Here is a 26603-nt window from a genome sequence, read left to right as displayed (position 1 = left end):
TATAGGGATCGGAAAGCGGGCACAAAGACAAGCAAAGCACCTGTGGCCCCCGTCGCCTCACTTTTTGGCGATCTGCTTCTTCACCAGGTCGATCTTCTGGTCGGTAAGCGGGATAGGCATGGTGTAGCCGGCTTCGGTAAAGCCCTGCTTGGCGTTCTCGAAGAATTCGATCGCCTTGAGATATTCCGGTTTGCCGCCGCCATAGCCGGCGCGGTTCCAGTGGATGTCGCCGAGATTGTTCTGTTCGAACGCCCATTGCATGGGCTGGCTTTCCCTGGTGAACACTTTCAGCGTCGCCGTGAAGGCCGCTTCCGCATCGTCGAGATATTTGCCGGTGCGCTGGATGTTGCCGAGGTTGAGCAGGCTCATGCCGATGCCGTTCTGGGCATTGGCCCAGTCGACGGGTGCCGTTTCCATGGTGAGAATTTCAAGCGCGGCCCGCCGCGCGGCGATCGAATCCTGCAAGGTCTTGGGATCGGCATTGCTCATGCTCAGCCAGTGCAGCGTCGATCCGATGCCGGCCTGGGTCAGCGCCCACTGCCGAGGGTTCGTCTCGCGCTTGTACTCGCGCAACGCATCGCGGTAGGCGTCGACCGCCTGGCTGTAGTGCTCGGGCTTTTCCGTCACGCCGCCAAGAAGCTGCAGCGTGTTGCCGAGATTGTAGTAGCTCATGGCCCAGTCGAGAGGGAATTTCCGCCTGACATAGACTTGCCGGGCTGCCTGGAACGCTGCTGCCGACTGCTCGAGCTTGGCTGCGTCGCGGGTGCGCTGGCCAAGCGTCTGATAGATCGAGCCGAGATTGTTCTGGGCCGACGCCCAGTCCATCGGGAACCTTTGCCGGGTAAATACCGTCAGTGCGTCGTCATAAGCTTCCGCCGCCTCTTCGAGCGTGCCGGTTCCCATGTCGAAGCGGGCGACGCCGCTCAGCGCATTACCGAGGTTGAGGCGGCTGGTGGCCCACGAGACCGGGAAGGTTTCACGGGTTCGCACTTCGAGCGCGGCGCGGAAAGCATCCGCTGCCTCGTTGATCTTGGCCTTGTCGTTGAGCTGGATACCAAGCGTCACAAGCGTGTTGCCGAGATTGTTCTCGACCATCGCCCATTCCACGGGTGCCTTTTGACGCGTGTATTCCTCAAGCGCCAACCGATAGGCTGCTTCCGCTTGGCTGAGATGCTCGCCGGCGGGTTCGCGCTCGGAGAGCGCATAGAGCGCGAGGCCGAGATTGTTCTGCGACGAGGCCCAGTCGAGCGGTACCTTGTCGCGCGGGCGCTTCTCCAGTGTGGCACGCATCGCCGCAACCGCTTCGTTCAGCCGCTTCGGGTCGCTTTCGCGCTCGCCGATCTTCAGTAGCACATTGGCCAAATTGTTCTGCGCGGCGGCCCAGTTGAGATCGTCCTTCACGCGATCGAACACCACAAGCGAATCGCGGAAGATCCGCGCTGCCTCTTCGAGGCGCGCGGTCTCGGTCTCGCGCTCGCCGATGGTCTGCAGCACCACCGCCATGTTGTTGCGGGTGATCGCCCAGTCGCGATTCTGTTCGCCATTGGGGATGAAGTACAGGATGACGCGATAGGCCTCGATGGAATGCTGCAGCGCATCGAGGTCGCCGGTGGCGTACCCATAGGCGTTGAGCGCTTCCGCTTCCTGGTTCTTGTAGTTCCAGCGCAGCTTGTCGTCCCATTTCTGCGCCAGTGAGAACGCCTTGGCGTAATCGCCGGCGGCGGATTTGTAATCGAACACCAGCGCCGAGGCGTCGGCGCGCCTGGCATAGATCGCAGCGTCGGCAAGGCGCTTCTGCCTGACGAGATCCTCGGCCTCGTCGACCGCATCGCTGGTCCGCTCGATCCGGCCGACCGCGTCGTCGAGGAACTTGCGCGCCGTCACGATCGCGCCCTGGCCGATGGCCTTGTCGGCGGAGGCGACCAGGCGCTTGATCTCCGGATCGTCGGTGCGCAGCGCGGCGCGCTCGGACATCATCTTCTTCAGGCGCTCTGCCTGCGCGTCGAGCACTTTCTGCAGGTCGGTCGGATCCTCGGGGATCTTCTCCGTGCCAAGCGCCCTCAGCACACCATAGAGTGCATCGAGCGGCACATTTTCCTGCAGCGAGGCCAGTTCTACTTGGGCGCGCTTCGGGTCGGGCAGGTCGGATATGGTCAAAAGCAACTGCCGCCGTTCGCCGGTGATCAGTCCGTCGTCGCCGGTCGGTTCCGGCGGCGCCACGCCGAAATAGAGCAGCCGGCGCAAGCTTTCATTGATCCAAGGGCGCTGCCTCGCCTTGGTGTCGAGATAGACTTCCTCGGTCACCATGCGCATGACCGAGCCGAACTCGGTGCCCTTCATCGCTGCAAGATGGCGCAGCAGCGCTGCCGCGTAGGGGCTGTTTTCGCCAGCAGCACCATCCAGCGCCGGGCGGCCGGGCTCGGCGGCGAAGCCGACCACCGTGCCGAGGCTGGCGTCAGCCGCCGGCGCGTTGCCGAGCGCCTTGGCGCCACGCACCGGCTCCAGTCCGCCAGCGCCAATCGGCTCGGCGGAGGCGGTCGGCGCCCGCCGGACCATGGCGTTGGCCGGGAACGGGTTGGTGCGGCAGGCATCGAGCAGCACGATCGTGACCGGCACGGTCTTTTTCAACTCGTCCATGACCGCCGATATCGGCACCAGCGCCTGGTCGGCATCTGCGAGCGACGACACGTCCGCATCGACCGGAACCAGGTAATTCTCGCCACCGGCCTCGATGCCGTGACCGGAATAATAGATGAGGGCGACGTCGGCTCCCTCGGCATCTTCCGTGAAACGCTCGAGGTCGCGTTTGAGCTTGGCGGCATCGCGATCGCTGACGTTGCGGGCGTCGAAGCCGAGATCGGTCAGCATCTTGGCCATGTCGCGGGCGTCGTTGGCTGGATTGGGAAGGGCGGCGATGTGCTCGTATTGCGACTGGCCGATGATCAGCGCCACGCCTTTGAGGTTTTTGGTCTCGGCAAGTGCAAGCGTGGTCGCGGCAAGGCAGAACAGCGCGGCGGCGAAAGCCGTCCGCCATGTCTGCCGGAAAAGATTACGCCTCGAGATTTCGACAAAGCCCATTTGTCGCCCGCGTCCGCCCTGATACTCCAAACCCTGTATAACGCTGTCAGTCCACCATGATCAAATTTGGGCGTGATTGCGCCGCGCGCGTGGCTCGCCTATCCCTGAAAAATGTCTCCGCTTACCGAAACCGTGCTTTTTGTCTTCAGCCTCGTGGCGCTCGGCTATCTCGCCGGGCTCACGGGCTATCTCAGACCGGCGAGCGGCGAGGGGATAGCCGATTTCGCGGTCTCGGTGGCGATGCCGCTGCTTTTGTTCCAGACGATGGTGAACGCCGATTTCCACGGCGTGGCGCCATGGCCGCTGTGGGGCGCCTACTTCACCGCCGTGGCGATCACCTGGGCGGCGGGCCATATCGTTACCACCCGGGTTTTCGGGCGCGATGCGCGCGCGGGCGTCGTCGGGGGCGTATCGTCGGCCTATTCCAATGTGGTGCTGCTTGGCGCGCCCTTCATTCTCGGCATATTCGGCCCGAGCGGCTTCGAAGTGCTGTCGCTGCTGGTTTCCGTTCATTTGCCTGTTATGATGATGGCGTCGATCGTGCTGTTCGAGATGTTCGGCCGCGGCGGTGGCGAGCACGTGCATCCGCTGCGGGTGCTGCGCAGTTTCCTGCGGCGGTTGTTCATCAACCCGCTGATCATCGGCATTCTCCTGGGGCTGGCATGGCGGCTGAGCGGCGTGCCGCTGCCCGACCTCGTCATGCGGCTGGTCGATGCGCTGGCCGACACGGCAGGGCCGGTGGCGCTGTTTGCCATGGGGCTCAGCCTGCGCCGCTTCGGCATATCCGGCAATGTCCGCCCGGCGCTGGCGCTTTCGGTGCTGAAGCTGTTCCTGATGCCGGCTCTGGTGCTTGCTTTCGTCTGGTTGCTCGGGCTGCCGCCGTTGACGGCCAAGGTCGCCGTCGTGGTTGCCGCCTTGCCGTCCGGCATCAATTCCTATCTCATCGCCGTTCAGTTCAACACCGGCCAGGCGCTGGCGTCGAACCAGATGACCATCGCCACGGCCTGCGCCGCTGTCACCACGGCTTTCTGGCTGACGGTTGTCTTGCACGTTTTCGGGTAGCTCTCGTCTCGCGCTGGCCCAAGCCCTATATGCCATCTTGCGATTGCTTGCGGGCCTTGCCCTAGGTAAAGAGCAGTGGCTCCGGCGTGCCGGCTTTTCCAGAGGCGTGGCGCCCGCTCACCGAAGAATTCACAGGCCGGCCCGTCAGTGCGCCGAACGGAGGATAGACCATGCTTCAGAAAACCAGCCATTTCATGCGGCAGGCCAATCTCATCAACGGCGACTGGGTGCAGGCCGACAGCGGCCAGACGGTCGACGTCAACAACCCGGCCACCGGCCTGAAGATCGGCACCGTGCCGAAGTCGGGCAAGGCCGAGACCCGCCGCGCCATCGAAGCCGCCAGCGAAGCTTTCAGGAGCTGGCGCAAGACCACCGCGCTCGAGCGCTCGAAGCTGCTGCGCAAGCTGCATGACGCGATGATGGACAACCAGGATGTGCTGGCCGAATTGCTCACCATCGAGCAGGGCAAGTCGCTGTTCGAATCGAAGGGCGAGATCGGTTCGGCTGCGGCATACATATTGTGGTTCGCCGAGGAAGGCCGCCGCACCTATGGCGACGTCGTGCCGTCGCCGTGGGCGGACCGCCGCATCCTGGTGACCAAGGAACCGGTCGGCGTCATTGCCGCCATCACGCCGTGGAATTTCCCGTCCTCGATGCTGGCCCGCAAGCTTGGCCCGGCCCTTGCCGCCGGCTGCACCGCGGTCGTCAAGCCGGCCTCGCAGACGCCGTATTCGGGTCTGGCCTGGGGTGCGCTGGCCGAGGAAGTCGGCTTCCCCAAGGGCGTCGTCAACATCCTGACCGGTTCGGCCAGCGAGATCGGCGACGAGATCTGCGCCAACCCGCTGGTATCGAAGATCACCTTCACCGGCTCGACCGAGGTCGGCAAGCTTCTCATCCAGAAGTCGTCGGTGACCGTCAAGAAGGTGTCGATGGAACTGGGCGGCAACGCGCCGTTCATCGTCTTCGATGATGCCGACATCGAGCGTGCGGTCGCCGGCGCGATCACCGCCAAGTACCGCAACTCCGGCCAGACCTGCGTCTGCACCAACCGCTTCCTGGTTCAGGCCGGCGTCTACGACAAGTTCGTCGAGAAGCTTGCCGCCGCCAGCAACGGGCTGAAGGTCGGTTCCGGCCTCGAAGAGGGTGTGCAGCAGGGCCCGCTGATCGACGAGAAGGCGGTCGAGAAGGTCGAGGAACTGATCGCCGACGCCACGTCGAAGGGCGGCAAGGTCGTCGCCGGCGGCAAGCGCCATGCGCTGGGCGGCTCGTTCTTCCAGCCGACCGTCATCGCCAACGCCACGCCCAAGATGCGCTTCATGAAGGAAGAGATCTTCGGGCCGGTAGCACCCGTGTTCAAGTTCGAGACCGAGGAAGAGGCTGTCGCGCTCGCCAATGACACCGAATTCGGCCTTGCCTGCTACTTCTACACCGGCGATCTCGGCCGTGCCTTCCGGGTCATGGAAGGACTGAAATACGGCATGGTCGGCGTCAATGAGGGCCTGATCACCACGCCGGAAGCGCCGTTCGGCGGCGTCAAGGAATCGGGTCTCGGCAAGGAAGGCGGGCATCAGGGCATCGAGGATTACCTCGATACCAAATATGTCTGCATCGGCGGCCTCGGCCTCTGATAGACTGCTCTGAGACGGGCAGGTCGGTGACCTGCCCACCTGGGCTTAAGAAAACCAGCCGAAGCCCTCTGGATCAATTTGGCATTTGCGGGCATGGCGATGAAAGACGGCGAGGTTTTCGGTACGACGCGGGCGGGCGAGCCGGTGCGCCGCTTCACGATCAGGGGCGGCGGTCTCACCGCCAACATCATCGGACTCGGTGCCGTCATCCAGGATCTGCGGCTGACCGGGCATGATGCACCGCTGGTGCTCGGCTACAACACCCTGGAAGCCTATGAGGCCGACAACGCCTTTTTCGGCGCGGTTGTCGGCCGCTATGCCAACCGCATCCGCGACGGCCGCTTCACCATCGGCGGTAACCGCTACCAGACCGAGCAGAATTTCCTCGACAAGCACACGCTGCATGGCGGCTCGCAAGGTTATGCGCGCCGCTCGTGGGCGGTTTCGCTGCATGGCAGGGATTTCGTCACGCTGACGCTGCATGATCCCGACGGCGCGATGGGCTTTCCCGGCGCGCTCGATGTTACCTGCACCTACCGGCTGAAGATCCCCGGCACGCTCAGCGTCGAACTGACGGCGACCTGCGAGGAGCCGACATTGTGCAATCTCACCCAGCATTCCTACTTCAACCTGGATGATGGCGGTGCCGGCGACGTTCTCGACCACAGGATGATGCTGAATGCCGGCGCCTATCTGCCTGTCGACAGCGACATGATCCCAACCGGCGTGGTCAAGCCGGTCGACGGCACGCCCTTCGACTTCCGCCAGGCACGACCGCTGCGCATGGAGACCGAGGGCGAACAGCTTCCTTATGACCAGAATTTCTGCCTCGGCGCGACGCGCGGGCCGCTGCGGCAGGCGTCATGGACGCAAGGGGCGAGTTCCGGCGTCGAAATGGAAGTCTGGACCACGGAACCAGGCGTCCAGCTTTATACCGGCCAGTATGTGACGCCGCGCACGGGCCTGGAAGGGCGGGACTACAAGGCCTTTTCCGGATTCTGCCTCGAGCCGCAGATATGGCCGGATGCGCCGAACCGGCCGTATTTCCCGCAAGCGACGCTGTGGCCGGGCGCGATCTACCATCATGTGACGGAATACCGGTTCAGACTGCCTTAATCGGGCCAATCTTCCGGAATTCGCAGCCATGACAGGCCTAAAGCAGGATGAATTGAAGTCGAATTGGTCACCCTGCTAGACCTGCATGATCGCGAACAGCCACGCCAAGATGTCCAGCAACAACAGAAACAGGGCAAGCTGCAGTGTGACGCGCAGGCGTTGGATGATCCGCCAATTGCTGGCCATGTCGGCTTTGATGCGAAGTGCGAGCGCCCGGTACATGCCGTCAATGGTCTCGGGCGGATCCCGGTCGACGAACTCCTGCAGCAATTGCTCCGGGTCGAAGCGGAACGTGTAATTGTAGTATGGCCACACCATGATCACGGTCAGCAGACCGATAAGAAAAAGCAATGCCAGCGCCAGCCAGTCCCAGAGCCCCAGTCCATTCGCCAGTGCTCTGCCGCCAAGAAGCGAATTCACGAACGCGGTCGCGAAGATCAGATTTCCCGCTCGAGCGTTGAGACTTTCCACCACACCCTGCTGGTGTTCGAGGCCACGAACAGCCTCCGCATAGATAAATGCCAGGCGAGGATCGCTGCTACGTGTCTCGGCGGGCTGGGAATTGCGCTCTTCCGCTGGTGAACGCTGCTCGACCATAATTGCCGTCCTGCGCCAATCGGATCATCCATGGCCCAATGATCATCCATAGCATTGGACGCGAGCCCGAGAGAAGATGCGGGCCAAGTCGCTCGCGGTGTGCGGCGATACGATAGCATTCCTACGACGACAGCAGGTCTCAACCTGGCATTTCGAATGCCGCCCTCAACGTCTCGAACGGCGCCAACGCGCCGCGCACCTGCACCACGGCGGCGGCGACGCGGTGGCCGCGGCGCGCGGCTTCCACCGGCTCATGGCCGGCAAGGCGCGCCGCAAGATAGCCGCCGTTGAAGGAATCGCCGGCTCCGGTCGTGTCGACAGGGGCCGCGACATGAATCGCCGGCACGTCGTGGATTGTCCCTTTACTGGCAACCAGCGCCGGCGCTTCGCCGTTCTTGACGACTACTTCGCCGACCCATTGTCCAAGCCGCTCCGCCGTCGCTCGCGGGGTTTCGTCACCGAACAGCATCTGCTCATCTGGGAAGGTCGGCAATGCGATGTCGGTGACACCTAACGCCTCGACGATCGCTGCCTGGGCGTCCTCGCGGCGACGCCAGAGCCGTGGCCGATAGTTGGGGTCGAAGGCGATCAGCGAGCCTGCCGCCCGCGCCTTGGCGATGGCCGCCAGCAATGTGGCGCGCGCGGCATCGTCCAGAATTGCCAAAGTGATTCCCGAAAAGTACACAAGAGACTGATTTTCAAGGTTTTTTGAAAGCGCTTTGGGGTCCGAAGCAAGCTGCCGGGCCGCGGCGTCGCTGCGCCAATAGGTGAAGGAGCGCTCGGCGCCGGTCAGCGTGATCGCGTAGAGGCCGGGCCGTGCACCGTGTATGACCGGGCTGGAGCCGATGCCGATGCCATTTTCAGCGAAGAAGCCGATCTGGCCTTGCGAGAAGGGATCGTCGCCGAAGGCCGAGACATAGGTTGCCGGCCGGTCGCCGCTCAGCGCATGCAGCGCCCAAAGCGTGTTGAACGTGTCGCCGGCAAAACCCATGCGCCAGTTCGGACCCGTCTGACCCGACAGTTCGAGCATGCATTCGCCGATCGAGGCGACACCGTTTCCAGCCATCCAGAATCCTCCAGTGATTTCGGTGCTGTAGCTTTTTGCCACCGGCAGCGCCATGCTTGGCAAGCAGGCTTTTTTGCGCCACAGCGTTTTCCCACAGCCGACGGGATGCGATCCGCCCGGCAAACGTTGTCTGCAGAAGAGGAACCGGTTTGGCATCGTTATGGCGTTATCTCTTAGCGGGTCTTGGTCTGGCTGCCTTGCTGGTCAGCATCCTGGCGGTCGTCTACCTGACCGCGCCGCACTCGGCGCGGCCCGCCGGCCCGGATGTGTCGCGCACCAGGAACAGCGACAACGGGCTGTTCACGGCGAGTTTTTCGCCGGAGCGGGGTGTAGTGCGGCAGGGCGAGCTGGAATCCTGGCTGCTGACCCTGAAGACCAAGGCCGGCGCGCCGGTGGAAGGGGCCGCGATCGCGATCTCCGGAGGCATGCCGCTGCACAATCACGGCCTGCCGACCAGCCCGCAAGCGACCGACTATCTCGGCGACGGGCGCTACCGGATCGAAGGGGTCAAGTTCACCATGAGCGGCTGGTGGCAGTTGCATTTCGCCATATCGGCCACCGCCGGTTCCGACACGGTGCTGTTCAACGTGGTGCTGTGAGCGATCGATGAGGCGCCTTTCTTATTTTCTGGCGCTGATGGTGGCCGTTGTCCTCGCGGGCTGCGGCAAACCGGATTTTTCTGACGCTGAGAAGAAGAAGATCGCTTCGCTGGCGCTGAACACATTGCCGCCACTGAAGCCCGACACGACGAACCGGTTTGCCGATGTGCCGGCGGCAGCCGCGCTCGGCTCGACGCTGTTCTTCGATCTCGGCATGAGCCGCGACGGCACGGTCTCCTGCTCGACCTGCCACAAGATCGACCGCCAGTTCCAGGACGACCTGCCGCAAGCCGTCGGTGTCGGCCGCACCAACCGGCGCACCATGCCGCTGGCCGGCGTGGCGCGCGATCCCTGGTTCTTCTGGGACGGCCGCCGCGACAGCCTTTGGGCGCAAGCGCTGACACCGCTTGAAAACCCGCTGGAGCAAGCGGGAAACCGCGCCGCCTACGCCCATTACATCAAGGCGCGCTTCGGCGAGCGCTATGCGCGCATCTTCGGGCCGTTGCCCGATTTTTCCGGCATTCCGGCGAATGCCAGTCCGCTTGGCACCGATGCCGAAAAGGCCGCCTGGAGCGCGATGAGCGACACGCAGCGCGACGCGATCAACCGCGTCTTTTCCAATATCGGCAAAGCGATCGCCGCCTTCGAGCGGTCGATCGAGCCGGCACAGACGCGCTTCGATCGCTTTGCACTGGACCTTGCCACAGGCGCAGAGCCGAAGGGCGATGCCGTCTTTTCCCGGGAGGAAATCCTCGGGCTAAAACTGTTCATCGGCAAGGCCAATTGCGTGACCTGCCACGACGGTCCGCGCTTCACGGACAACAGTTTTCACAACACTGGCGTGCCGCCCGTGACGGGCCTGCCGCCGGATCGCGGCCGCGTCGACGCGGTGACACAGGTCGAGGCGGATCCGTTCAATTGCTTCGGCGCCTATCGCGACGGCGGTGCCGGCGCCTGCGGCGAGCTGCGCTTCATGGTCAAGGATGCGCCGCAACTGGTTCGCGCCTACAAGACGCCCTCGCTGCGCGGCGCTGCAACGCGGCCGCCCTACATGCATGCCGGGCAATTCTCGTCGCTCGACGAAGTGGTGGCGCATTATGCCAAGGCCGCGCCCAGCGTGGAGGGGATATCCGAGATTCACCCGCTGGAGCTGTCCGACCGAGAGCGCGCGGCGCTGGTGGCGTTTTTGAAGACGCTGTCGGAATAAAGCTGGCCGACGAAAGATGATTGCGCCCGTGGATGAAAGGTGGAGGCGCTTCGGCCAATCTCGAAACTCTACCTATCCTTCACCGTCTCCATCGCCACGAAGGTCGAGGTCTGGGCGACATGGGGCAGGGCGGAGATGCGCTCGCCCAGCACGCGGCGATAGGCGGCGATGTCCTTCGTGCGGACCTTCAGCAGATAGTCGAAACTCGATGCTATCATGTGGCACTGCTCGATCTCGGCTACGCCCTGCACCGACCGGTTGAAGGCGTCGAGGGCCGCGGAGCGGGTGTCGGACAGTTTCACCTGGACGAAGGCGACATGGCCTTCACCCATGCGCTCGCGGTCGATGATTGCCTGGTAGCCCCTGATATAGCCGTCCTTCTTCAGCCGCTTCACCCGTGCCTGCACCGGCGTTTTGGACAGACCGACCTTTGCCGCCAGTTCGGACATGGAGAGCCGGCCATTGCTTGCCAGTGCCGACAGGATGTTCCTGTCGATGCGGTCCAATTGGTCTTCTGTCATCAAAAAGGCAGTCTGTTTGCCGGATTTTGACCGCAATGATAGATCAAGTGACCTGCCATGTCGATTTCTTTGGACCGGCTGAAATTCCGCGCCTGTGCTAGCTTGCGCCATTCGGTCCGGTGACCGCCGGCCCGCTCCCCGATGCTCGCTCCGCAGGACCGCCATGCCGCTCGACACCATCCGCCAGCAGATCCGCGCCAACTACCTGCCCGACGAAGACGAGGCCGTGAAGCGGCTGGCGGAGACGACAGGGCTTTCCGCGAAAGACCGCAAGGCGATTTCGGCGCGAGCCGCGGATCTGGTCAGGGCTGTGCGCGGCTCGTCCGATCCGAGGCTGATGGAGGTTTTTCTCTCCGCCTATGGCCTCTCCACCAAGGAGGGCGTGGCGCTGATGTGTCTGGCCGAGGCGCTGCTGCGCGTGCCGGACACCGAGACGATGGACGATCTCATCGCCGACAAGATCGCGCCGCACGACTGGTCGTCGCATTCGGGCGGTTCGAGCTCCATCTTCGTCAACGCCTCGACCTGGGCGCTGATGCTGACCGGCCGCGTCCTCGACGAGGGCGAGGGCGGCATCGAAGGCACGCTGCGATCGATGGTGCGGCGGCTGGGCGAGCCGGTCATCCGCAAGGCGGTGGCGGCCGCGATGCGCGAAATGGGCGAACAATTCGTGCTCGGCCGCACCATCGCCGAGGCGGTCAAGCGCGGCCGGCCGATGACGCAGAAGGGCTATCTCTATTCCTTCGACATGCTGGGCGAGGCGGCTCGCACCGAGGCCGACGCGCTGCGCTATCACAAGGCCTATGCCGACGCCATTTCCTCGCTCGACAGCGGTTCGAACGGCCCCGACATCCGCCAGAACCATGGCATCTCGGTCAAGCTGTCGGCGCTGCATCCGCGCTACGAGGTGGCGCAGAAGGAAGAGATGCTGCCGGTGATGGCCGAGCGGCTGCTGTCGCTGGCGCTGGCCGCACGGCATTCTCGCATGGGCCTCAACATCGATGCCGAGGAAGCCGACCGGCTCGACCTGTCGCTCGACGTCATCGAGCGGGTGCTGGCCGAGCCGGAGCTCGCCGGCTGGAACGGCTTTGGCGTCGTCGTCCAGGCCTATGGGCCGCGTGCGGCCTTTGCCATCGACTGGCTCTACGCGCTGGCCAAGAAATACGACCGCAACATCATGGTGCGGCTGGTCAAGGGCGCTTATTGGGACACCGAGATCAAGCGGGCGCAGACGCTCGGACTATCGGGCTATCCCGTCTTCACCCGCAAGGCCAACACCGACGTCTCCTACATAGCCTGCGCAAAAAAGCTGCTTGGCATGACGGACCGGATCTACCCGCAATTCGCCACCCACAATGCCCACACCGTCGCCGCCATCCTGTCGATGGCCGACAACCGCGACGCCTTCGAGTTCCAGCGCCTGCACGGCATGGGCGAGGCGCTGCACGAGACGGTGCGCCGGTCCGAACGCACGCGCTGCCGCATCTATGCGCCGGTCGGCGCGCATTCGGATCTGCTTGCCTATCTGGTTCGCCGACTGCTGGAGAACGGTGCCAATTCCTCCTTCGTGCACCAACTGACCGACGAGGACGTCGAGCCGGAGGACATCGCGCGCGATCCGCTGGAAACCGTCTTGAGCCAGGGCCCGGCCGCCAATCCGGCGATTGCCCGGCCATCCCAGATTTTTGGGGCCGGCCGCCGCAACTCCAGGGGATTCGACATCACCGACACGGTGACGCTGGCGGCGATCGACGAGGCCAGGGCGGCCTTTGCCGGTCCCGACCGCTGGCATGCCAAGCCGATCACGCGCGCCGCCGGCTACGGCAAGCAGCGCCCGATCGTCAATCCGGCGAAGCCTGACGAGGTGGTCGGTACGGTTCACGAGGCCGCCGCCAAGCAAGTCGCGACCGCCGTGCGCATCGCGGTCGAGGCGCAGCCGGCCTGGGCCAAGCGGCCCGTGGCCGAGCGTGCCGCCATCCTCAACCGCGCCGCCGATCTCTATGAGGCGAATGCCGTCGAGTTTTTCGCGCTCGCCACCCGCGAGGCCGGCAAGTCGCTGGCCGACGGTGTGGCGGAAGTGCGCGAGGCCGTGGACTTCCTGCGCTACTACGCTGCCGAGGCAGCCAATGCCGAGCCGGGCACGCAGGCGCGTGGTGCCATTGTCTGCATTTCGCCGTGGAATTTCCCGCTCGCCATCTTCACCGGCCAGATCGCGGCAGCGCTGGTCACCGGCAATTCGGTGATCGCCAAGCCGGCCGAGCAGACGCCGCTGATCGCCTTCCGCGCCGTCGAACTGTTGCGCGAAGCCGGCGTGCCGGAAGACGTGATCCAGTTGCTGCCCGGCGACGGCCCATCGGTCGGCGGGCCGCTGACCGCTGATCCACGCATCGCCGGTGTCTGCTTCACCGGTTCAACCGAGGTCGCCAAGCTGATCGAGAAACAGCTCGCCGAGACCGCCGCGCCCGACGCGATGCTGATCGCCGAGACCGGCGGGCTCAACGCCATGATCGTCGATTCCACCGCGCTGCCCGAGCAGGCGGTGCGCGACATCCTGGCCTCGGCCTTCCAGAGTGCCGGCCAGCGCTGCTCGGCGCTGCGCGTGCTCTATGTGCAGAAGGACGTCGAGAAGAAGATGCTGGAGATGCTGAAGGGCGCGATGGAAGCGCTCAACATCGGCGACCCCTGGCGGATCTCGACCGATGTCGGCCCGGTCATCGACGACGAGGCGCAGGCTTCGATCCGCGATTATTGCACCACGATGGGCCTGCAGGGCCGCCTGATCGCCAAGCTCGAGGCGCCGAAAGACGGACGCTTCGTCGCGCCGCATGTCTTCCGGGTCAAAGGCATCGAGGAGATGCAGCGCGAGGTATTCGGCCCGGTGCTGCATGTCGCCAGCTTCGACGCCGACGAGATCGATACGGTGATCGCCGCCATCAACCGCAAGGGCTATGGCCTGACCTTCGGCCTGCACACCCGCATAGAAGGCCGTGTCCAACATTTCGTCGACGGCATCCATGCCGGCAACATCTACGTCAACCGCAACCAGATCGGCGCCGTCGTCGGCTCGCAGCCGTTTGGCGGCGAGGGGCTGTCGGGCACCGGGCCAAAGGCCGGCGGACCGCACTATCTCCGGCGCTTCCGCAGGGGGCCGGAAGCCGGCACCGAAGTTGGCGAGGGCCACAAGGTGACGGCGACCGAACTGGCCGACAACCTTCCCGATCCGACACTCGGCGGCTGGTCGACGCGGCCTGATCGCATCGCCATCCTGAGGAAGCATCTGCGCGGCAAGGGCGCGGCCGCCATTGGAGCCGCCGCCGGTATCGACTTCGGCCAGGTCGACCTTCCCGGGCCGACCGGCGAGGCCAACACGCTATCGTTGTCGCCGCGCGGACGCGTGCTGTGCCTCGGTCCCGACGCCGATACGCTGCTTGCCCAGACGATCCAGGCGCTTGCCGCCGGCAATGCGGTCCTGGCCGTGGCGCCGGGCGCACCGGCCGCACTCTCGGCTTTGACCGGCAAGGGATTGCCGCTGGCCGCGATCGACGGCCGGCCGGATCCAGTCGAGGCGCGCTCGCTGCGCGTCGATGTCGTCGCTTTTTCGGGCACGGCTGAAGCCGCGCGCATCGTGCGCAAGGTCATTGCCGACAGGGCTGGTCCGATCGTACCGCTGGTCAGCGAGGTGCTCAATCCGGCGGCCTATGCGCATGAGCGGGCCGTCTGCGTCGACACGACGGCGGCGGGCGGCAATGCGAGCCTGCTCGCCGCGGCTTAGGAGGAAGGCTTTCCCTTGCCATCGGCTTCGGGTCCCTTGTCATCGGCTTCGGGCCGGTGCAAAGGGCAAGAGCCCGAAAACCTGGGCGTCCATCGGGGCAAGCCACGCATGCCAAGCACGACCGTGCTATTCGAGCTTCCTCGAGTAGGCGTCATCATCACTTGTCACAATTATCGCGCCTATGTCGGGGATGCGATCCGCTCGGTATTGGCGCAGACCTATCAGAAATGGGATTGCGTCATCGTTGACGATGCCTCGACGGATGGTTCGGCCGAACATGTGCGCCAGCTTCTCGAAACGATTGGCGACCCACGCCTGCGTCTACTGGTGCGGCCGCAAAATGGCGGCCAGATCGCAGCGTTCCGTGACGGTTTTGCCGCCGGCGATCAGCCGTTCGTGGCTTTCCTCGATGCTGACGATGTCTGGCTACCGAATTTTCTCGTCGCGCATCTGTCGGCTCATCTGAACACGATGCATCCGGCATCTCTGTCCAGTTCCGATGCTTTTCTGGTTGATCGCGACCGTGTCGCCCTGAGCGGCACCTACCTTGGGCTGCGCAAGCCACGTTCCGGGGAGAACCCGATTGGCGTTGCCGTGCCGTCCGTCAATCGGATCGGTGAGGTGGCGCCGGAGATCGCCTATTCATCGGAATATCCAATTACCTATCTGGGCCCCAAAACCCCCGGCTGGATATGGGCACCGACATCATCGATGGTTTTCCGGCGTGGCGTGCTGGAACCGGTGCTGCCTTTCCCATTCAAGGTGAGGACGGGGACAGACTATCTGGCGGCGACTTGTGCGCATATGGTGGCCGGCAGCCTGCTGTTGTCGGAATCTCTAGGCCTCTATCGTCTGCACGGTGCCAATATCTCCACCAACGGCGCATATGAGGGCGGACATGTGCAGCTGTTGCCGGCGAACAAGGTCAAGCAAATCGCTTTGGGCGCCGATGTTCTCGACTATGTTGTGGCTAATGCCGAACGCCTCGACGCGATAAACGGCAAGGGTTTCGTGTCAGAAGTGCTTGCCCATCATTTAAGGCGATTTGGCAAGCTGTTTGACGATCCACGCATAGCGCCCTTTCTGAGCCCAAGAAACCGTTGGCGATGGTGGCGCAAGCGTGCCGTCAGGCATCTGCGGCGCTTGTTTGGCCAAGCCTGAAAGTTGGTGCCGTGGTCGCTGAGACCTACGCCTCTTCCGGGGCGCAGCCGAAAATGCAGCGGCGGCACTTCGCCGCCCTGATGTAAGCAGGACGAGACTTCAGGCGGCTTGCACGACGTTTCCGTCGTCAGGCACCCTCGACGACGGAAAAGCCCTCGAATTGCGGGTGGCCGAGATAGTGGACCTTCGTCGTGCCGACGTTCCTGTGTGCGGCACGGAAATTCTCGGACTTGGTCCAGGCGACGAAATCGTCGTGGCTCGCCCACACCGTGTGCGAGGCGAACAGCGTGTAGCCTTCGGTCTCGTTGACCGGGCCGCGCAGCAGATGGAATTCGCGGAAGCCTTTCATCCCGGCAAGGCTGGAATCGCGGTTCTTCCAGACGGCTTCGAAATCGGCCTCCGAGCCGGCCTGCACCTTGAAGCGGTTCATGGCGATGTACATGGGGTTCCTTTCATGCGGACGTTGATGGTTGGCGCCGCGGCAGTTCGTTCCGGGCGTATTCAAAATGGGCCGATTTCAGCCTCGAACTCCAAACTCGAGCTTGCGGCCTGCGGCGGAATTGGAGGAAAGGGCGCGGCCTTGTGCACGATGCCGAGGGCGGTCTGATCGAAGTTGGGAGATCCTGAACTTTGCAGGATGCGCAGTTCATCGATGCCGCCCCGGCTGCCGATGACGAACGTCACCACGGCGTTGTTGCGTGCGGTCAGTTGCACCGAAGGCGGGACGCTGCGGTTGACACGGCTAAGCTTTCTGACGACGTCACTGCGATAGCTGAATTCCGCGTCGCGGCCTGCTTCCTTCTGCTTTTTACCCTTGCTGGCCGGCGGTGCCAGCTCATCCCGGCCATCCGCCGTGCCGCGCTTCTCGTCCGCTGTTGTTGAAGGGGCGGCAGCCGGGGTTGGCCTGGCGCTGGGGATTGGCGGTTGGTCTGGAACGGCGACAGGCATTTCGACGGTTTCGGCCTGGACGCCCGGCTGTACCGGCGTTTCGGTCTTGGCGGTCATATTCTCAGCGGCGACGCTCTGGTTATCAAGGCGCGGCGTTGCCGCCACCAGTATGTCCGGCGTGGCCACAGACTGTTTGGCCGGTTCCGGCGAGGGCTCCGATGCCTGCTTCGCCGCGTCCCGGACAGGCTCGGGAGCATGCGTCACGGTTTCTTGCTCAGGCTGCGAAGGTTTTGTCGGGGGTACCGGCCTAGCTGCCCTTGCGGGTTCCGGTTTGGCTGGCGGCGGGCTTGGCACCAGCTTGACGCTCACTGCCGCCGGATCCTTGTCCAGTGCGCTGCCGGCTATCTTGTCTCCGACCTGATCGCTGCCTTCCGGCTGCACCGAATCCCTGGAATCGAATGATCCCGAGGATGAAATCAGAAAAGCCACGGCGGCATGGAGCAGGCCGGAGATGACGATTGCCGTCGCCCACTTGCCGGTGCCAGCGGTCGGCCCCACCAACGCAAGCGGTTCGATTGGTTTTATAGCCAGCTCGGCGCTGGCGTCGGGGAGCGGGCTGATGTCCTGCATGTCTCGCGACGAGACCTGCAGCGACCCGAGCAAAATTGTCAAATCAAGTTCGTTCGCTGACGGCGGTAGCTGGTCATGGCCGGCCAGCGGCCAGGCCGCGGTGTTTCGCGTGAATGCGGGATGCAGTCCCAACGCCGTTCTCAGACGCCGAACGCGATGCCGGTCTTGGTGCCTGTCTTCAGCTTGCGCATGCAGGCATTCGGTTCGACACCGTTGCCGGTGCATTCGGTGGCGCTGTTGATCAGCACGCGGCTGATCTTGGCGCAGTCGGTGCCGGCGAGATCGAAACGCGTCACCTTGGTCTTGCCGGCCGGCAGGTCCTTGAAGTCGAGCACGGTCAGCCGGTCGACGACATCGGCCTCGTTGAACAGCGCGATCTCGAACGCCGCCTTGGAGAGGTCGGCGCCGAGACTGTTGTTGACAAGGAAGGTCAGCCGGCAGCCCTTGTCGGAAGGTTGCGCGGCATTGAGTTCGAGGGTGAGCGCGGGGACCGGCGCGGGCTCCTCAGCCCACGCCGGAACCATCGCAAGCGACACCGCCAGCATCGAGGTCAGCAGACGAAGGGATGTCGTCAAGCTCGTCATGGTCATCAGCCTCCAAAGCGCATGGTTGCCGCCAGCTTCAACGTTACGCCGGGCTCGTAAACGGCGACTGTCGTGCTGCCGTTCAACGGGTTGACGTATTTGACATCGAACAGATTGTCGGCTCGGAAATCGACTTTGAGATTGTCGGTGGCCTGGTAGCTGGCGAAGGCATTGACCAGCGTATAGTCCTCGGCCACCGCATTGCCCTTCGGCTTGCCATTGTATTGCACTTCGCCACCGACGGTCAGCTTGTCCTCAAGGAAGCGCAGTCCGAGCTGCGCCGTGACCTGCGAGGAGGGGATGGTGGCGAGGTCCGCCCGGTCGCCTTCATACGATATGGTATGGCCGTTGGTGATCGAGGCAGAGAGACCTGCATAACCCCATGCCGCGTCGTACACGCTTTCCAGTTCGAAGCCGTTGATCTTCGCCTTGGCAAAATTCTGGTACTGGAAGCAGATCGGGATGCCCGGCCCAAACGGGCAGCCGCTGGTGGGGTCGAACGGCGATAGCGTCACGCCATCGATATAGTCGTCGACGTCGTTGTTGAAATAGGCCGCCTTGAGACGGAACGCGTCGCCGGCCTCAAGGATTTCATTCTGCTTGTAGTTGACGCCGAATTCGGTGGTCTTGCCTGTCTCGGGCCGCAGATTGGGGTTGGGCAGGAAAGGAAAGCTGACGCCGGCCGGATGATTGCCGCTGATCAGCGTCTCCGTGATCGATGGCGAGCGATAGCCTTCCGCATAGGTGCCATAGAACTGAAGGCCTGCAAGCCCGGCGGACTCAAACGGCGAGACACCGACGGTGATGCGCGGCGATACCCTGTCGCCGGAAATGTCGTGGGTATCGTCCTTCAGGCTGTAGCTGTCGTAGCGCAGGCCGCCAATCACCTCGAGCCACTCCCAGGTGAGCTTGTCCTGGACATAGGCGCCGGACACGTTGCGCTTGCCCGAAGGCGTATAGAAGCTGTCGCCGCCGGCAGCGCCGCCGGTCTTGACGTTGTCGCCGACCCAGTCGCCGCCATAGGTCAGCTCATGAGCGACACCGCCCGTTTCGAACCGGGACGTGTTCCAGATGTCGATGCCGGTCGTGCCGACGTCAAATGTCGACTGCGATCCTGCCGGAAGAACCACGGGCACGCCGGTTACCGGATCGAAGCGGTTTTGCGCAACGAGGCTGGTCAGATCGAGATTGGTCTTGTTGTAGGAGGTGTTGATGTGGAGATCGAGCCAGCTCTTGTCCTCATCCGTGATGTTGTAGCGGGCCGTGAAGGTGTTCGACTTCAGGTCGACATCGTTGACCGGAACGCCGCCGCTGGTTTCGTCCCAACTGTCGCTGGTGCCGACCCAGCCGAGCTTCAATTCACTGTTGTCGGTCGGACGGATGGTGGTCTTGAGCAGGCCGCTCAGCACGTCGAAGCCGGTGCCGTTGACGGTATCGCCGCCGCCATCCTTGTAGTTGTCGTAGTTGCGGTAGACGATATTGCCGAGCGCATCCCAGTTCTCGTTGAAACGGTAGGCGCCGGAGGCACTGGTGGTCCAACCCTTGCCATTGTTCTCATAGCGTCCGGTCACCGAAGCGCCCCATGTTTCCTCCGGCTTGAGGAAGTCCACCGCATCCTTGGTGTCGAAGAAGACGACGCCGCCGATGGCGCCCGAGCCGTAGGTGTTGGCGACAGGACCACGGATCACGTCGACGGATTTGACGAGCTCCGGGTCGATGTAGAAGGTCGACTGGGTGCCGTGGTCCGAACGCTGGAAATCCTGCCGCGCGCCGTCGACGATGACCGCGACGCGGCCGAAATCCTGCAGGCCGCGTATGTTGATGCTGGTGCTGACGCGCCTGGCGTCGGCCTGTGTCGCAACACCGGGAACACCGAGCAGCATCTCGTTCGGCGTCGTCGCCATGCGACGGTCGAGTTGCTCCTGGTCGACATGGCTGGCCGAGGCCAGCGATTCGATTGCCGTTTCACCGGTGCGGCTGATGACCAGCACCTTGTCGAGCAGCGTCGCGCCCGCTTGTCCCGCTTTTTCCTGGTCGGCCTTCTTCGTCTCATCCGTCTGCTGCATTGCCTGCTGGGCGTTGGCAAGCTGCGCCGACAAGGCGATCGCCGCCACGCTTGTCAGCAAAGCCGCCGCACCGTTCGCCGCAGACCGGCCGCGCCGTTCCCAATTCATCAACCCCATGCCCCAACTCCAAATTCCAGGTTCGATGCTGGCTCGCCCGGGGCTGGCTGGCATTTTTGATCGTGTCCGGCGTCTTAAATCTTGACTCGTTTGCTCCGGTATTGCACTGACTAATAAACATGATTATTCTAGTCAAGAAATGAATCGGTAATTATGCAACGCCCAGCCAGATGCCCGGCACAGGAGAGGGATCGACACAGATGAACACGCACAATCCCAACGATTTTCGCCATCGCGTCCGCCGTTCCGACGACACCGCAGTCCGTTTCGACCGGGTTCCGCTGGCGGTGCGGACCCTGTCCAGCAACACCCTTTTCCAGGGCGAGCACGAGATCGGCATCGAGCACCATGGTGCTCTCTACAGGCTGAAGATCACCCGCCAGGGCAAGCTCATTCTCAACAAGTAAGGCAAGGCAATAGGGGTAAGACATGGACCAGCGCGTAAAACCCGCCCCGCATGAAATCCGGCGGGCACGGACGGAAAATCCGAAAACGCGCGAGCGTGACCTGGCCGCCCAACTCGGCATTTCGGAGGCCGAGTTGGTCGCTGCGCATTGTGGCGACGCCTTCGTCCGCATCGAGCCGCGCGTCAACGACCTTCTGACCGGGCTCGAGGCCGTCGGGGAGGTGATGGCGTTGACCCGCAACGGAAGCGCCGTGCATGAAAAGATCGGCGTCTACGACAAGGTCGTCACCGGTAACCACAATGCGATGGTGCTCGGCGAGAATATCGATCTGCGCATCTTTCCGAAAGTCTGGGCGCACGGCTTTGCCGTGGAGAAACGCGATGGCGACGAGATCCGCCGCAGCCTGCAGTTCTTCGACGCGGCGGGCGAGGCGGTGCACAAGGTGCATTTGCGGCCAGCCTCCAGCCTCTACGCCTACCAGAAGCTGGTTGCCTCCCTGGAATCATCGAACCAGGATCCGACGATCGACATTTCAGGACCAATCTCCGAAGAGAACGAGGCCTCGGCGGCCACCGCCAATCTCGACGATCTGCGCGACCGCTGGAGCCGGCTGACGGACGTCCACCAGTTCTTCGGCATGCTGAAGACGCTGAAGCTCAGCCGCCGCCAGGCGGTGCGCATGGTCGGCCAGGATTATGCCTGGCTGCTCGACAATAACGCGGTCCAGGCCATGTTCCATCACGCCGCCCAAGGCGAGATGCCGATCATGTGCTTCGTCGGAAACCGCGGCTGCATCCAGATCCATTCGGGGCCAGTCAAGTCGATCAAGCCGATGGGGCCGTGGCTCAACGTGCTGGACGAGACCTTCCACCTGCACCTGCGGACCGACCACATCCATGAAGTCTGGGCGGTACGCAAGCCGACCAAGGACGGCCATGTCACGTCGCTGGAGGTCTACGCGGCCGACGGCAGCATGATCATCCAGTTCTTCGGCAAGCGCCACGAAGGCGAAAGCGAGCGCGACGATTGGCGGTTCCTGGCCGAGAACCTGCCGCGCGTTCCAAACCCGACGGCAGCCTGAGGACAAGTGTGATGCGCTCTTTCCTGAACATGCCGGCCCTGAATCGGCCGGCCATGAACCTGCCGGCAGTACGCCGATCAATCCTTGCGCCGATGATCGGCCTCTCCCTTGCTTTTGCCGCGCTGCAGCCGGCCGGCGCCACCGAAGGCGTCTCCGTCTTTTCCGATCCGTCGAAGATCGCCGCCATAGGCGGTTCGATCACCGAAATCGTCTATGCGCTCGGCGAGGAGAAACGTCTGGTGGCCCGCGATTCCACCAGTCGCTATCCAAAGGCCGCGCTCGACCTGCCCGATGTCGGCTATATGCGCGCGCTCTCGCCCGAGGGCGTGCTGTCGGTCAATCCGACAGGCATCCTGGCGCTGCAGGGCAGCGGCCCCAGGGAAGCCGTCGATGTGCTGAAGAAGACCAGCATTCCGTTCATCGAAGTGCCTGAGCATTACAGTCACGAAGGCATTGTCGAGAAGGTCCTCATTGTCGGCAAGGCACTCGGCGTCGACGCCAAGGCCGAGGTGCTGGCCAGGGAGCTCGATGCCAAGCTCAAGGCCGCCGAAAGGCAGACGGCCTCGATCAAGGAGCGCAAGCGCGTCCTCTTCGTGCTCTCCATTCAGGGCGGCAAGATCCTGGCGGCCGGCAGCGACACTGCGGCCGACGGCATGGTCAGGTTGGCTGGCGGGGTCAATGCCATCGAGGGCTTCTCCGGCTACAAGCAACTGTCCGACGAAGCGATCATCACGGCCAGGCCGGACGTGATCCTGATGATGAGCAATGCCGGGCCGCCGGTGTCGGACGACGAATTGTTCGGCAATCCGTCCATCGCCTCGACGCCGGCGGGTGTCGCGCGCAAGCTGGTCCGCATCGATGGCGGCTACCTGCTCGGCTTCGGGCCGCGCACGGCGGATGCCATCCACGATCTCGCCGTCTCATTCTATGGCGCGCAGGTCACGGACTGAGCATCATGGTCGATCAGTCGATCGCCGGCCCGGTGAAGGTGATGGCGAATGCATCCGAAGGCGACCGCTCGGGTCGCGCCCGCATTGTTATCCTGCTGCTGTGCGCGGGGCTCTCGGCCGCCGTGTTCCTGTCGCTGACATCGGGCGCGTCGGACGCATCCGCCGTCAACGTCATCAGGGACTGGTTGTCTGGAGCCATTCCAGGCGATGCGGCGCTGAGCGCGCGCGACAGCCTGATCGTCTACGACATCCGCCTGCCGCGCGTCATTCTCGGCATGCTGGTCGGTGCAGCGCTTGCGGTATCCGGCGCTGCCATGCAGGGCCTGTTTCGCAATCCGCTGGCCGACCCCGGCCTGATCGGCGTTTCGGCCGGCTCCAGTCTCGGCGCGGTGGCCATCATCGTGCTCGGCGGGACAATGTTAGCTCCAGTGACGGCCTTGCTCGGCACGCTTGCGCTGCCGTTGGCGGCGTTCTTCGGCGGTCTTGCCACGACGCTGGTGCTTTATCAGGTTGCGACGCGGCGCGGGCAAACCTCGGTCGCCACCATGCTTTTGGCCGGCATCGCGCTGGCAGCCCTTGCCATGGCGCTGACCGGCATCCTGATCTTCATGGCTGACGACCGCCAGTTGCGCGACCTGACCTTTTGGTCGCTCGGATCGCTCGGTGGCGCGACCTGGGGCAAGATCGCTTCCGTCGGGCCGATCATCGTGCTGGCATTGGCGGCGATGCCGTTCCTGGCGCGTGGCCTCAACGCGCTGGCGCTGGGCGAGGCGACCGCCGGCCATCTCGGCATCCCGGTGCAGCGGTTGAAATACACGGCCATCGTCGGCGTTTCGGCGGCGGTCGGCGCGTCGGTCGCCGTCAGCGGCGGCATCGGCTTCGTCGGCATCGTGGTGCCGCACCTGCTGCGCCTGCTGATAGGCCCGGACAATCGTTACCTGCTGCCGGCTTCGGCACTGCTCGGCGCCTCGCTGCTGCTGCTCGCCGACGCTGTCGCCCGCACCATCGTGGCGCCGGCCGAATTGCCGATCGGCATCGTCACCGCTGTGGCAGGCGCGCCGTTCTTCCTGTGGGTTCTGCTGCGCAAGCGCGGCGTGATTGATTTGTAGATTTTGGATTTGTGAGGCTGGGATGATCGAGGCGAGGGATGTTTCGGTTGATATCGCCGGCAAGCGCATCGTCGGCGGTGTCGATTTCGATGCACGGCCAGGCGAGGTGGCGGCGATCGTCGGCCCCAATGGGTCGGGCAAGACGACCTTCCTCAAGGCGCTGTCGGGCGAACTTGCCTTTACCGGACGCGTCGTTCTCAACGGCTGCGATCTCTCGGCCATGAAGCCGGTCGAGATCGCCGTCCAGCGGGCGGTGCTGCCACAGGCGACGACGCTGTCGTTTCCGTTCACCGTGCGCGAGGTGGTCAAGCTTGGCCTTGTCGGTGGCCGCTCGGGCGCCTTGCCCGGCGAGGATCTGCGGCTGCCGGAGCGGGCGCTGGCGCGTGTCGATCTCGACGGCTTTGCCGGGCGCTTCTACCAGGAGCTTTCAGGTGGCGAGCAACAGCGCGTCCAGCTTGCACGCGTGCTCTGCCAGGTCTGGGCGCCGGTGCTCGACGGCAGACCGCGCTATTTGTTCCTCGATGAGCCGGTTTCCAGCCTCGACATCAAGCACCAGCTGATCATCATGAACATCGCCCGCGATTTCGCCAGACGGGGCGGCGGCGTGGTCGCCATCCTGCATGACCTCAATCTGACGGCCATGTACGCCGACCGCATCTTCGTCATGCATCGCGGCCGGCTGGCCGCGACCGGTTCGCCACGGGATGTGCTGAGCGATGATCTGATCGAGAAGGTTTTCGACTGCCGGCTCCGGGTCGGTGTGCTGCCGACCGGCAACATGCCATTCGTGCTGCCGCAATCCTCGGTCGGTTGATATTTCAGGTAAGGCCGGCCTGGCCAGGTCAGGCGGCCGGGGCGCGGCGCTCCAGCATGTCGATGCCGAGCAGGCTGCGGACGTTCGGGCGCGCCGCCACCATATCGGCGATCGTGTATCGCTCCAGCACCGCGAAGAATGCGTTCAGCGCTTCACGCAGCGCCGAATTCAGCGCGCAGCTATCGACCAAGGGGCATTCGGCGGCATCATTCTCGAAGCATTCGGCCATGGCGAAGCTTTCTTCCGTCACCCGAACGACGTCGAACAGGCTGATCGCTTCGGCCGCGCGGCCAAGCCTGACGCCGCCATTGCGGCCACGCACGGTCTCGACAAGGCCATGCTCGACCAGCGGCTGCAGGATCTTGAACAGAAACAGTTCCGACACCGAATAGGCGGCCGCGATCTCCGGAATACGGCTCAGCCGGTCGTTGTTGGCGGCACAATACATCAGGATGCGCATGGCATAGTTGGTCTGGCGTGTAAGCCGCATTTCGTCCTCACTCAGCGCTGGTGCGGTGCAACGCGCCAGATTCCAGAACTTGCCGGCGCGGCTCTCACCCGGAATTTGGGATTCGCCACGCTGGCCTCGGCCGAATATGGCCTATACCTTGGAATAATTCCAGACTAGCCGGGCATTATAGATGAATATTCCCGTCAACTTTATGTGCGGAGCCGGGCAAAACGCGGGGCGATGTGGCTGTCACGGGCATTTCGGCGGCCGCAACACTAGATAGGCTCGGGATCGCCCTGCGAGTTCGATGAGGAGCAGTTCATCCATGGCACAATCGGCTTCGTCCCTGGCGCCGGTCCGTTTCGATGCCGACGCTGCCGCCAAGCTCTCCGCTTTGCGGCGGACGAAGTTCGTCGCCACGGCCGCGCTGGCGCTTTGCGTGCTGGTGTTCGCGTTGGCCAAATCGTTCGAACACTCGTATCCGTGGCTGGGATTCGTCGCGGCCTTCGCCGAGGCGGCGACCATCGGCGGTCTGGCCGACTGGTACGCGGTGGTGGCGCTGTTCAAGCGGCCGCTTGGGTTGCCGATCCCGCATACCGCCATCATTCCTGAGAACCAGCACCGTATCGCCGACAATCTCGGCCGCTTCATCGAGGTGAACTTCCTCGCCCCGGAACCGGTGCGTGAAAAGCTTGCCGAGGTCGATTTTTCGGCGCTGGTCGCCGACTGGCTGGCCGACGGCGAACGCGCGGCCGGGCTGTCGCGCTTCGTCGTGCGGCTGGTGCCGCAGACGCTGGCTGCCGTAGAACAATCCGGCCTGCGTGGCTTCGTCACCAGCCGCATGCTGGAGCAGATCGAAAAGGTGCCGCTGGCGCCGCTCGCGGCCGAACTCTTGTCCGCGCTCACCGACGACCGCCGCCACCAGAAACTGTTCGACGAATTCACCAAGGTGGTCGGGCGGTTCCTCAATGACGAACAGGCATTGGCGACGATGCGCGAAAAAATCCGCGAGGAGTTGCCGTCGCTGTTCAACCTGTTCCGGGCCGACGCCTATCTCTTGAAGAAGATCGTCGCCTCGGCCGGCTCCCTGCTCGACGAGGTGCGGGCCGATCCCGACCATCCGATGCGCGCCGAATTCGACCGTTTCGCCCAAGGCTTCATCGAAAAACTCAGAACATCGAAGCAATACGCCAAACGCGCCGAGCAGATGAAGCGGGATTTTCTGGCCCGGCCGGAGGTCAAGGGATTGGCCGGCGACATGTGGGCAAGCCTCAGCCTGTTCATCGAGCAGGACGCCAAGGCGCCGAATTCGATGATCCGCGCGCATCTCGCCAACATATTCGTCGAGGTCGGGCGCCATCTCGCCGGCGACGCGCAGATCCGGGCCGACATGAACCAAGGGTTCGTCGTGGCGCTCGCCTCCTTCGTCGAGAGCCAGAAGAGCGGCGTGTCGAAATTCATCGCCGACCAGGTCAAGCGCTGGGACCTTGCCCAACTGACGCGGCTGATCGAGATGAACATCGGCAGGGACCTGCAATACATCCGCTTCAACGGCATGATCATCGGCGGGCTGGCGGGTATCGCGCTCTACACGATCGAACTGCTGCTCCCTGTCAATTGATGCGCATCGGTCGCCTGCCCGTGTTCGAAATGGACACGCGGCAGCCGAGTGCTATGCTCCCGACGAGGCACCCGCATC

The 26603-nt window shown here is 63.8% G+C and carries 22 protein-coding genes; 13 read left to right on the top strand and 9 right to left on the bottom strand.

Annotated features, from left to right (window positions below; genetic code table 11):
- Positions 1-57: 57 nt before the first annotated feature.
- Positions 58-3078 carry a caspase family protein gene (locus FJ978_RS21880; protein WP_140573894.1) on the bottom strand — a complete coding sequence of 1007 codons (3021 nt, stop codon included), beginning with the start codon at positions 3076-3078 and terminating at the stop codon, positions 58-60.
- Between the two features lie 111 nt (positions 3079-3189).
- On the opposite strand from FJ978_RS21880, the gene FJ978_RS21875 reads away from it, so the two are divergent.
- The 3 genes from FJ978_RS21875 to FJ978_RS21865 all read left to right on the top strand — a co-directional run bounded on the left by FJ978_RS21875 (position 3190) and on the right by FJ978_RS21865 (position 6884).
- Positions 3190-4140: an AEC family transporter gene (locus tag FJ978_RS21875; RefSeq protein ID WP_140573893.1), complete on the top strand. Its 951-nt coding sequence runs from the start codon at positions 3190-3192 to the stop codon at positions 4138-4140.
- A gap of 170 nt (positions 4141-4310) precedes the next feature.
- Positions 4311-5768: an NAD-dependent succinate-semialdehyde dehydrogenase gene (locus FJ978_RS21870; RefSeq protein WP_013895029.1), complete on the top strand. Its 1458-nt coding sequence runs from the start codon at positions 4311-4313 to the stop codon at positions 5766-5768.
- Between the two features lie 93 nt (positions 5769-5861).
- On the top strand, positions 5862-6884 hold the full coding sequence (locus tag FJ978_RS21865) for an aldose epimerase family protein (protein ID WP_140573891.1): 1023 nt from the start codon (positions 5862-5864) through the stop codon (positions 6882-6884).
- 75 nt (positions 6885-6959) lie between these two features.
- Here the strand turns inward: FJ978_RS21865 and FJ978_RS21860 are convergent, their stop codons facing one another.
- The gene (locus tag FJ978_RS21860) at positions 6960-7481 is read right to left on the bottom strand and encodes a hypothetical protein (RefSeq protein ID WP_224731534.1); all 522 of its coding nucleotides are present in this window, start codon (positions 7479-7481) and stop codon (positions 6960-6962) included.
- Between the two features lie 139 nt (positions 7482-7620).
- The gene (locus FJ978_RS21855) at positions 7621-8547 is read right to left on the bottom strand and encodes a sugar kinase (protein ID WP_140573889.1); all 927 of its coding nucleotides are present in this window, start codon (positions 8545-8547) and stop codon (positions 7621-7623) included.
- Between the two features lie 149 nt (positions 8548-8696).
- On the opposite strand from FJ978_RS21855, the gene FJ978_RS21850 reads away from it, so the two are divergent.
- Both FJ978_RS21850 and FJ978_RS21845 read left to right on the top strand, forming a co-directional pair.
- The gene (locus FJ978_RS21850) at positions 8697-9146 is read left to right on the top strand and encodes a FixH family protein (RefSeq protein ID WP_140573887.1); all 450 of its coding nucleotides are present in this window, start codon (positions 8697-8699) and stop codon (positions 9144-9146) included.
- A 7-nt stretch (positions 9147-9153) separates the two neighbouring features.
- Positions 9154-10353: a cytochrome c peroxidase gene (locus FJ978_RS21845; protein ID WP_140573885.1), complete on the top strand. Its 1200-nt coding sequence runs from the start codon at positions 9154-9156 to the stop codon at positions 10351-10353.
- Between the two features lie 68 nt (positions 10354-10421).
- Here the strand turns inward: FJ978_RS21845 and FJ978_RS21840 are convergent, their stop codons facing one another.
- A complete protein-coding gene (locus FJ978_RS21840; protein WP_140573883.1) occupies positions 10422-10874 on the bottom strand; it encodes an Lrp/AsnC ligand binding domain-containing protein in 453 nt (150 codons plus the stop codon).
- Positions 10875-11037: 163 nt separating this feature from the next.
- Here FJ978_RS21840 and putA point away from each other — a divergent pair, with 163 nt between their 5' ends.
- Complete coding sequence (gene putA / locus FJ978_RS21835; protein WP_140573881.1) at positions 11038-14646, top strand: bifunctional proline dehydrogenase/L-glutamate gamma-semialdehyde dehydrogenase PutA; 3609 nt, start codon at positions 11038-11040, stop codon at positions 14644-14646.
- Positions 14647-14754: 108 nt separating this feature from the next.
- Complete coding sequence (locus tag FJ978_RS21830; protein WP_031250597.1) at positions 14755-15807, top strand: glycosyltransferase family 2 protein; 1053 nt, start codon at positions 14755-14757, stop codon at positions 15805-15807.
- 127 nt (positions 15808-15934) lie between these two features.
- On the opposite strand, the gene FJ978_RS21825 is transcribed toward FJ978_RS21830, so the two are convergent.
- From FJ978_RS21825 to FJ978_RS21810, 4 genes are read right to left on the bottom strand one after another with little or no spacing between them, the layout of a single operon-like run.
- Positions 15935-16249, bottom strand: coding sequence for an antibiotic biosynthesis monooxygenase (locus FJ978_RS21825; protein ID WP_013895038.1), 315 nt, complete (start codon positions 16247-16249; stop codon positions 15935-15937).
- 59 nt (positions 16250-16308) lie between these two features.
- Positions 16309-17457: a TonB family protein gene (locus FJ978_RS21820; protein WP_246678178.1), complete on the bottom strand. Its 1149-nt coding sequence runs from the start codon at positions 17455-17457 to the stop codon at positions 16309-16311.
- An 8-nt stretch (positions 17458-17465) separates the two neighbouring features.
- Positions 17466-17909 carry a hypothetical protein gene (locus FJ978_RS21815; RefSeq protein ID WP_023780372.1) on the bottom strand — a complete coding sequence of 148 codons (444 nt, stop codon included), beginning with the start codon at positions 17907-17909 and terminating at the stop codon, positions 17466-17468.
- 5 nt (positions 17910-17914) lie between these two features.
- On the bottom strand, positions 17915-20092 hold the full coding sequence (locus tag FJ978_RS21810; RefSeq protein WP_140573879.1) for a TonB-dependent hemoglobin/transferrin/lactoferrin family receptor: 2178 nt from the start codon (positions 20090-20092) through the stop codon (positions 17915-17917).
- Between the two features lie 200 nt (positions 20093-20292).
- Here FJ978_RS21810 and hemP point away from each other — a divergent pair, with 200 nt between their 5' ends.
- Genes hemP through FJ978_RS21785 form a run of 5 tightly spaced genes read left to right on the top strand, consistent with a single transcriptional unit; the run spans position 20293 to position 24453 of the window.
- The gene (hemP, locus tag FJ978_RS21805) at positions 20293-20499 is read left to right on the top strand and encodes a hemin uptake protein HemP (RefSeq protein ID WP_023780370.1); all 207 of its coding nucleotides are present in this window, start codon (positions 20293-20295) and stop codon (positions 20497-20499) included.
- A 22-nt stretch (positions 20500-20521) separates the two neighbouring features.
- Positions 20522-21580, top strand: a complete 1059-nt coding sequence (locus FJ978_RS21800; protein ID WP_140573877.1) for a hemin-degrading factor — start codon at positions 20522-20524, stop codon at positions 21578-21580.
- A gap of 11 nt (positions 21581-21591) precedes the next feature.
- Positions 21592-22530 (top strand): hemin ABC transporter substrate-binding protein, encoded by a 939-nt coding sequence (locus tag FJ978_RS21795; RefSeq protein ID WP_246678177.1) that lies wholly within the window; start codon positions 21592-21594, stop codon positions 22528-22530.
- A 5-nt stretch (positions 22531-22535) separates the two neighbouring features.
- Positions 22536-23639, top strand: a complete 1104-nt coding sequence (locus FJ978_RS21790) for an iron ABC transporter permease (RefSeq protein ID WP_140573875.1) — start codon at positions 22536-22538, stop codon at positions 23637-23639.
- A gap of 22 nt (positions 23640-23661) precedes the next feature.
- Positions 23662-24453 carry a heme ABC transporter ATP-binding protein gene (locus FJ978_RS21785; protein ID WP_140573873.1) on the top strand — a complete coding sequence of 264 codons (792 nt, stop codon included), beginning with the start codon at positions 23662-23664 and terminating at the stop codon, positions 24451-24453.
- A 28-nt stretch (positions 24454-24481) separates the two neighbouring features.
- Here FJ978_RS21785 and rirA read toward each other — a convergent pair whose 3' ends face one another.
- Positions 24482-24943: an iron-responsive transcriptional regulator RirA gene (rirA, locus tag FJ978_RS21780; RefSeq protein WP_013895047.1), complete on the bottom strand. Its 462-nt coding sequence runs from the start codon at positions 24941-24943 to the stop codon at positions 24482-24484.
- Between the two features lie 286 nt (positions 24944-25229).
- On the opposite strand from rirA, the gene FJ978_RS21775 reads away from it, so the two are divergent.
- The gene (locus FJ978_RS21775) at positions 25230-26525 is read left to right on the top strand and encodes a DUF445 domain-containing protein (RefSeq protein ID WP_140573871.1); all 1296 of its coding nucleotides are present in this window, start codon (positions 25230-25232) and stop codon (positions 26523-26525) included.
- Positions 26526-26603 lie beyond the last annotated feature (78 nt).

Origin of the sequence: Mesorhizobium sp. B1-1-7 (assembly GCF_006442705.1) — a bacterium.
Classification (GTDB): Bacteria; Pseudomonadota; Alphaproteobacteria; order Rhizobiales; family Rhizobiaceae; genus Mesorhizobium; species Mesorhizobium opportunistum.
This window is presented reverse-complemented; position numbering and strand designations above follow the sequence as displayed.

What these genes read in the sequence shown, in the direction of transcription:
- FJ978_RS21865 (WP_140573891.1), top strand. Translation starts at nt 5,862, where the DNA reads ATGGCGATGAAAGACGGCGAGGTTTTCGGTACGACGCGGGCGGGCGAG.
- FJ978_RS21815 (WP_023780372.1), bottom strand. Translation starts at nt 17,909, where the DNA reads ATGACGAGCTTGACGACATCCCTTCGTCTGCTGACCTCGATGCTGGCG.
- putA (WP_140573881.1), top strand. Translation starts at nt 11,038, where the DNA reads ATGCCGCTCGACACCATCCGCCAGCAGATCCGCGCCAACTACCTGCCC.
- FJ978_RS21860 (WP_224731534.1), bottom strand. Translation starts at nt 7,481, where the DNA reads ATGGTCGAGCAGCGTTCACCAGCGGAAGAGCGCAATTCCCAGCCCGCC.
- FJ978_RS21880 (WP_140573894.1), bottom strand. Translation starts at nt 3,078, where the DNA reads ATGGGCTTTGTCGAAATCTCGAGGCGTAATCTTTTCCGGCAGACATGG.
- FJ978_RS21775 (WP_140573871.1), top strand. Translation starts at nt 25,230, where the DNA reads ATGGCACAATCGGCTTCGTCCCTGGCGCCGGTCCGTTTCGATGCCGAC.
- rirA (WP_013895047.1), bottom strand. Translation starts at nt 24,943, where the DNA reads ATGCGGCTTACACGCCAGACCAACTATGCCATGCGCATCCTGATGTAT.
- FJ978_RS21810 (WP_140573879.1), bottom strand. Translation starts at nt 20,092, where the DNA reads ATGGGGTTGATGAATTGGGAACGGCGCGGCCGGTCTGCGGCGAACGGT.
- hemP (WP_023780370.1), top strand. Translation starts at nt 20,293, where the DNA reads ATGAACACGCACAATCCCAACGATTTTCGCCATCGCGTCCGCCGTTCC.
- FJ978_RS21790 (WP_140573875.1), top strand. Translation starts at nt 22,536, where the DNA reads ATGGTCGATCAGTCGATCGCCGGCCCGGTGAAGGTGATGGCGAATGCA.
- FJ978_RS21830 (WP_031250597.1), top strand. Translation starts at nt 14,755, where the DNA reads ATGCCAAGCACGACCGTGCTATTCGAGCTTCCTCGAGTAGGCGTCATC.
- FJ978_RS21785 (WP_140573873.1), top strand. Translation starts at nt 23,662, where the DNA reads ATGATCGAGGCGAGGGATGTTTCGGTTGATATCGCCGGCAAGCGCATC.
- FJ978_RS21795 (WP_246678177.1), top strand. Translation starts at nt 21,592, where the DNA reads ATGCGCTCTTTCCTGAACATGCCGGCCCTGAATCGGCCGGCCATGAAC.
- FJ978_RS21825 (WP_013895038.1), bottom strand. Translation starts at nt 16,249, where the DNA reads ATGTACATCGCCATGAACCGCTTCAAGGTGCAGGCCGGCTCGGAGGCC.
- FJ978_RS21870 (WP_013895029.1), top strand. Translation starts at nt 4,311, where the DNA reads ATGCTTCAGAAAACCAGCCATTTCATGCGGCAGGCCAATCTCATCAAC.
- FJ978_RS21855 (WP_140573889.1), bottom strand. Translation starts at nt 8,547, where the DNA reads ATGGCTGGAAACGGTGTCGCCTCGATCGGCGAATGCATGCTCGAACTG.
- FJ978_RS21875 (WP_140573893.1), top strand. Translation starts at nt 3,190, where the DNA reads ATGTCTCCGCTTACCGAAACCGTGCTTTTTGTCTTCAGCCTCGTGGCG.
- FJ978_RS21840 (WP_140573883.1), bottom strand. Translation starts at nt 10,874, where the DNA reads ATGACAGAAGACCAATTGGACCGCATCGACAGGAACATCCTGTCGGCA.
- FJ978_RS21800 (WP_140573877.1), top strand. Translation starts at nt 20,522, where the DNA reads ATGGACCAGCGCGTAAAACCCGCCCCGCATGAAATCCGGCGGGCACGG.
- FJ978_RS21845 (WP_140573885.1), top strand. Translation starts at nt 9,154, where the DNA reads ATGAGGCGCCTTTCTTATTTTCTGGCGCTGATGGTGGCCGTTGTCCTC.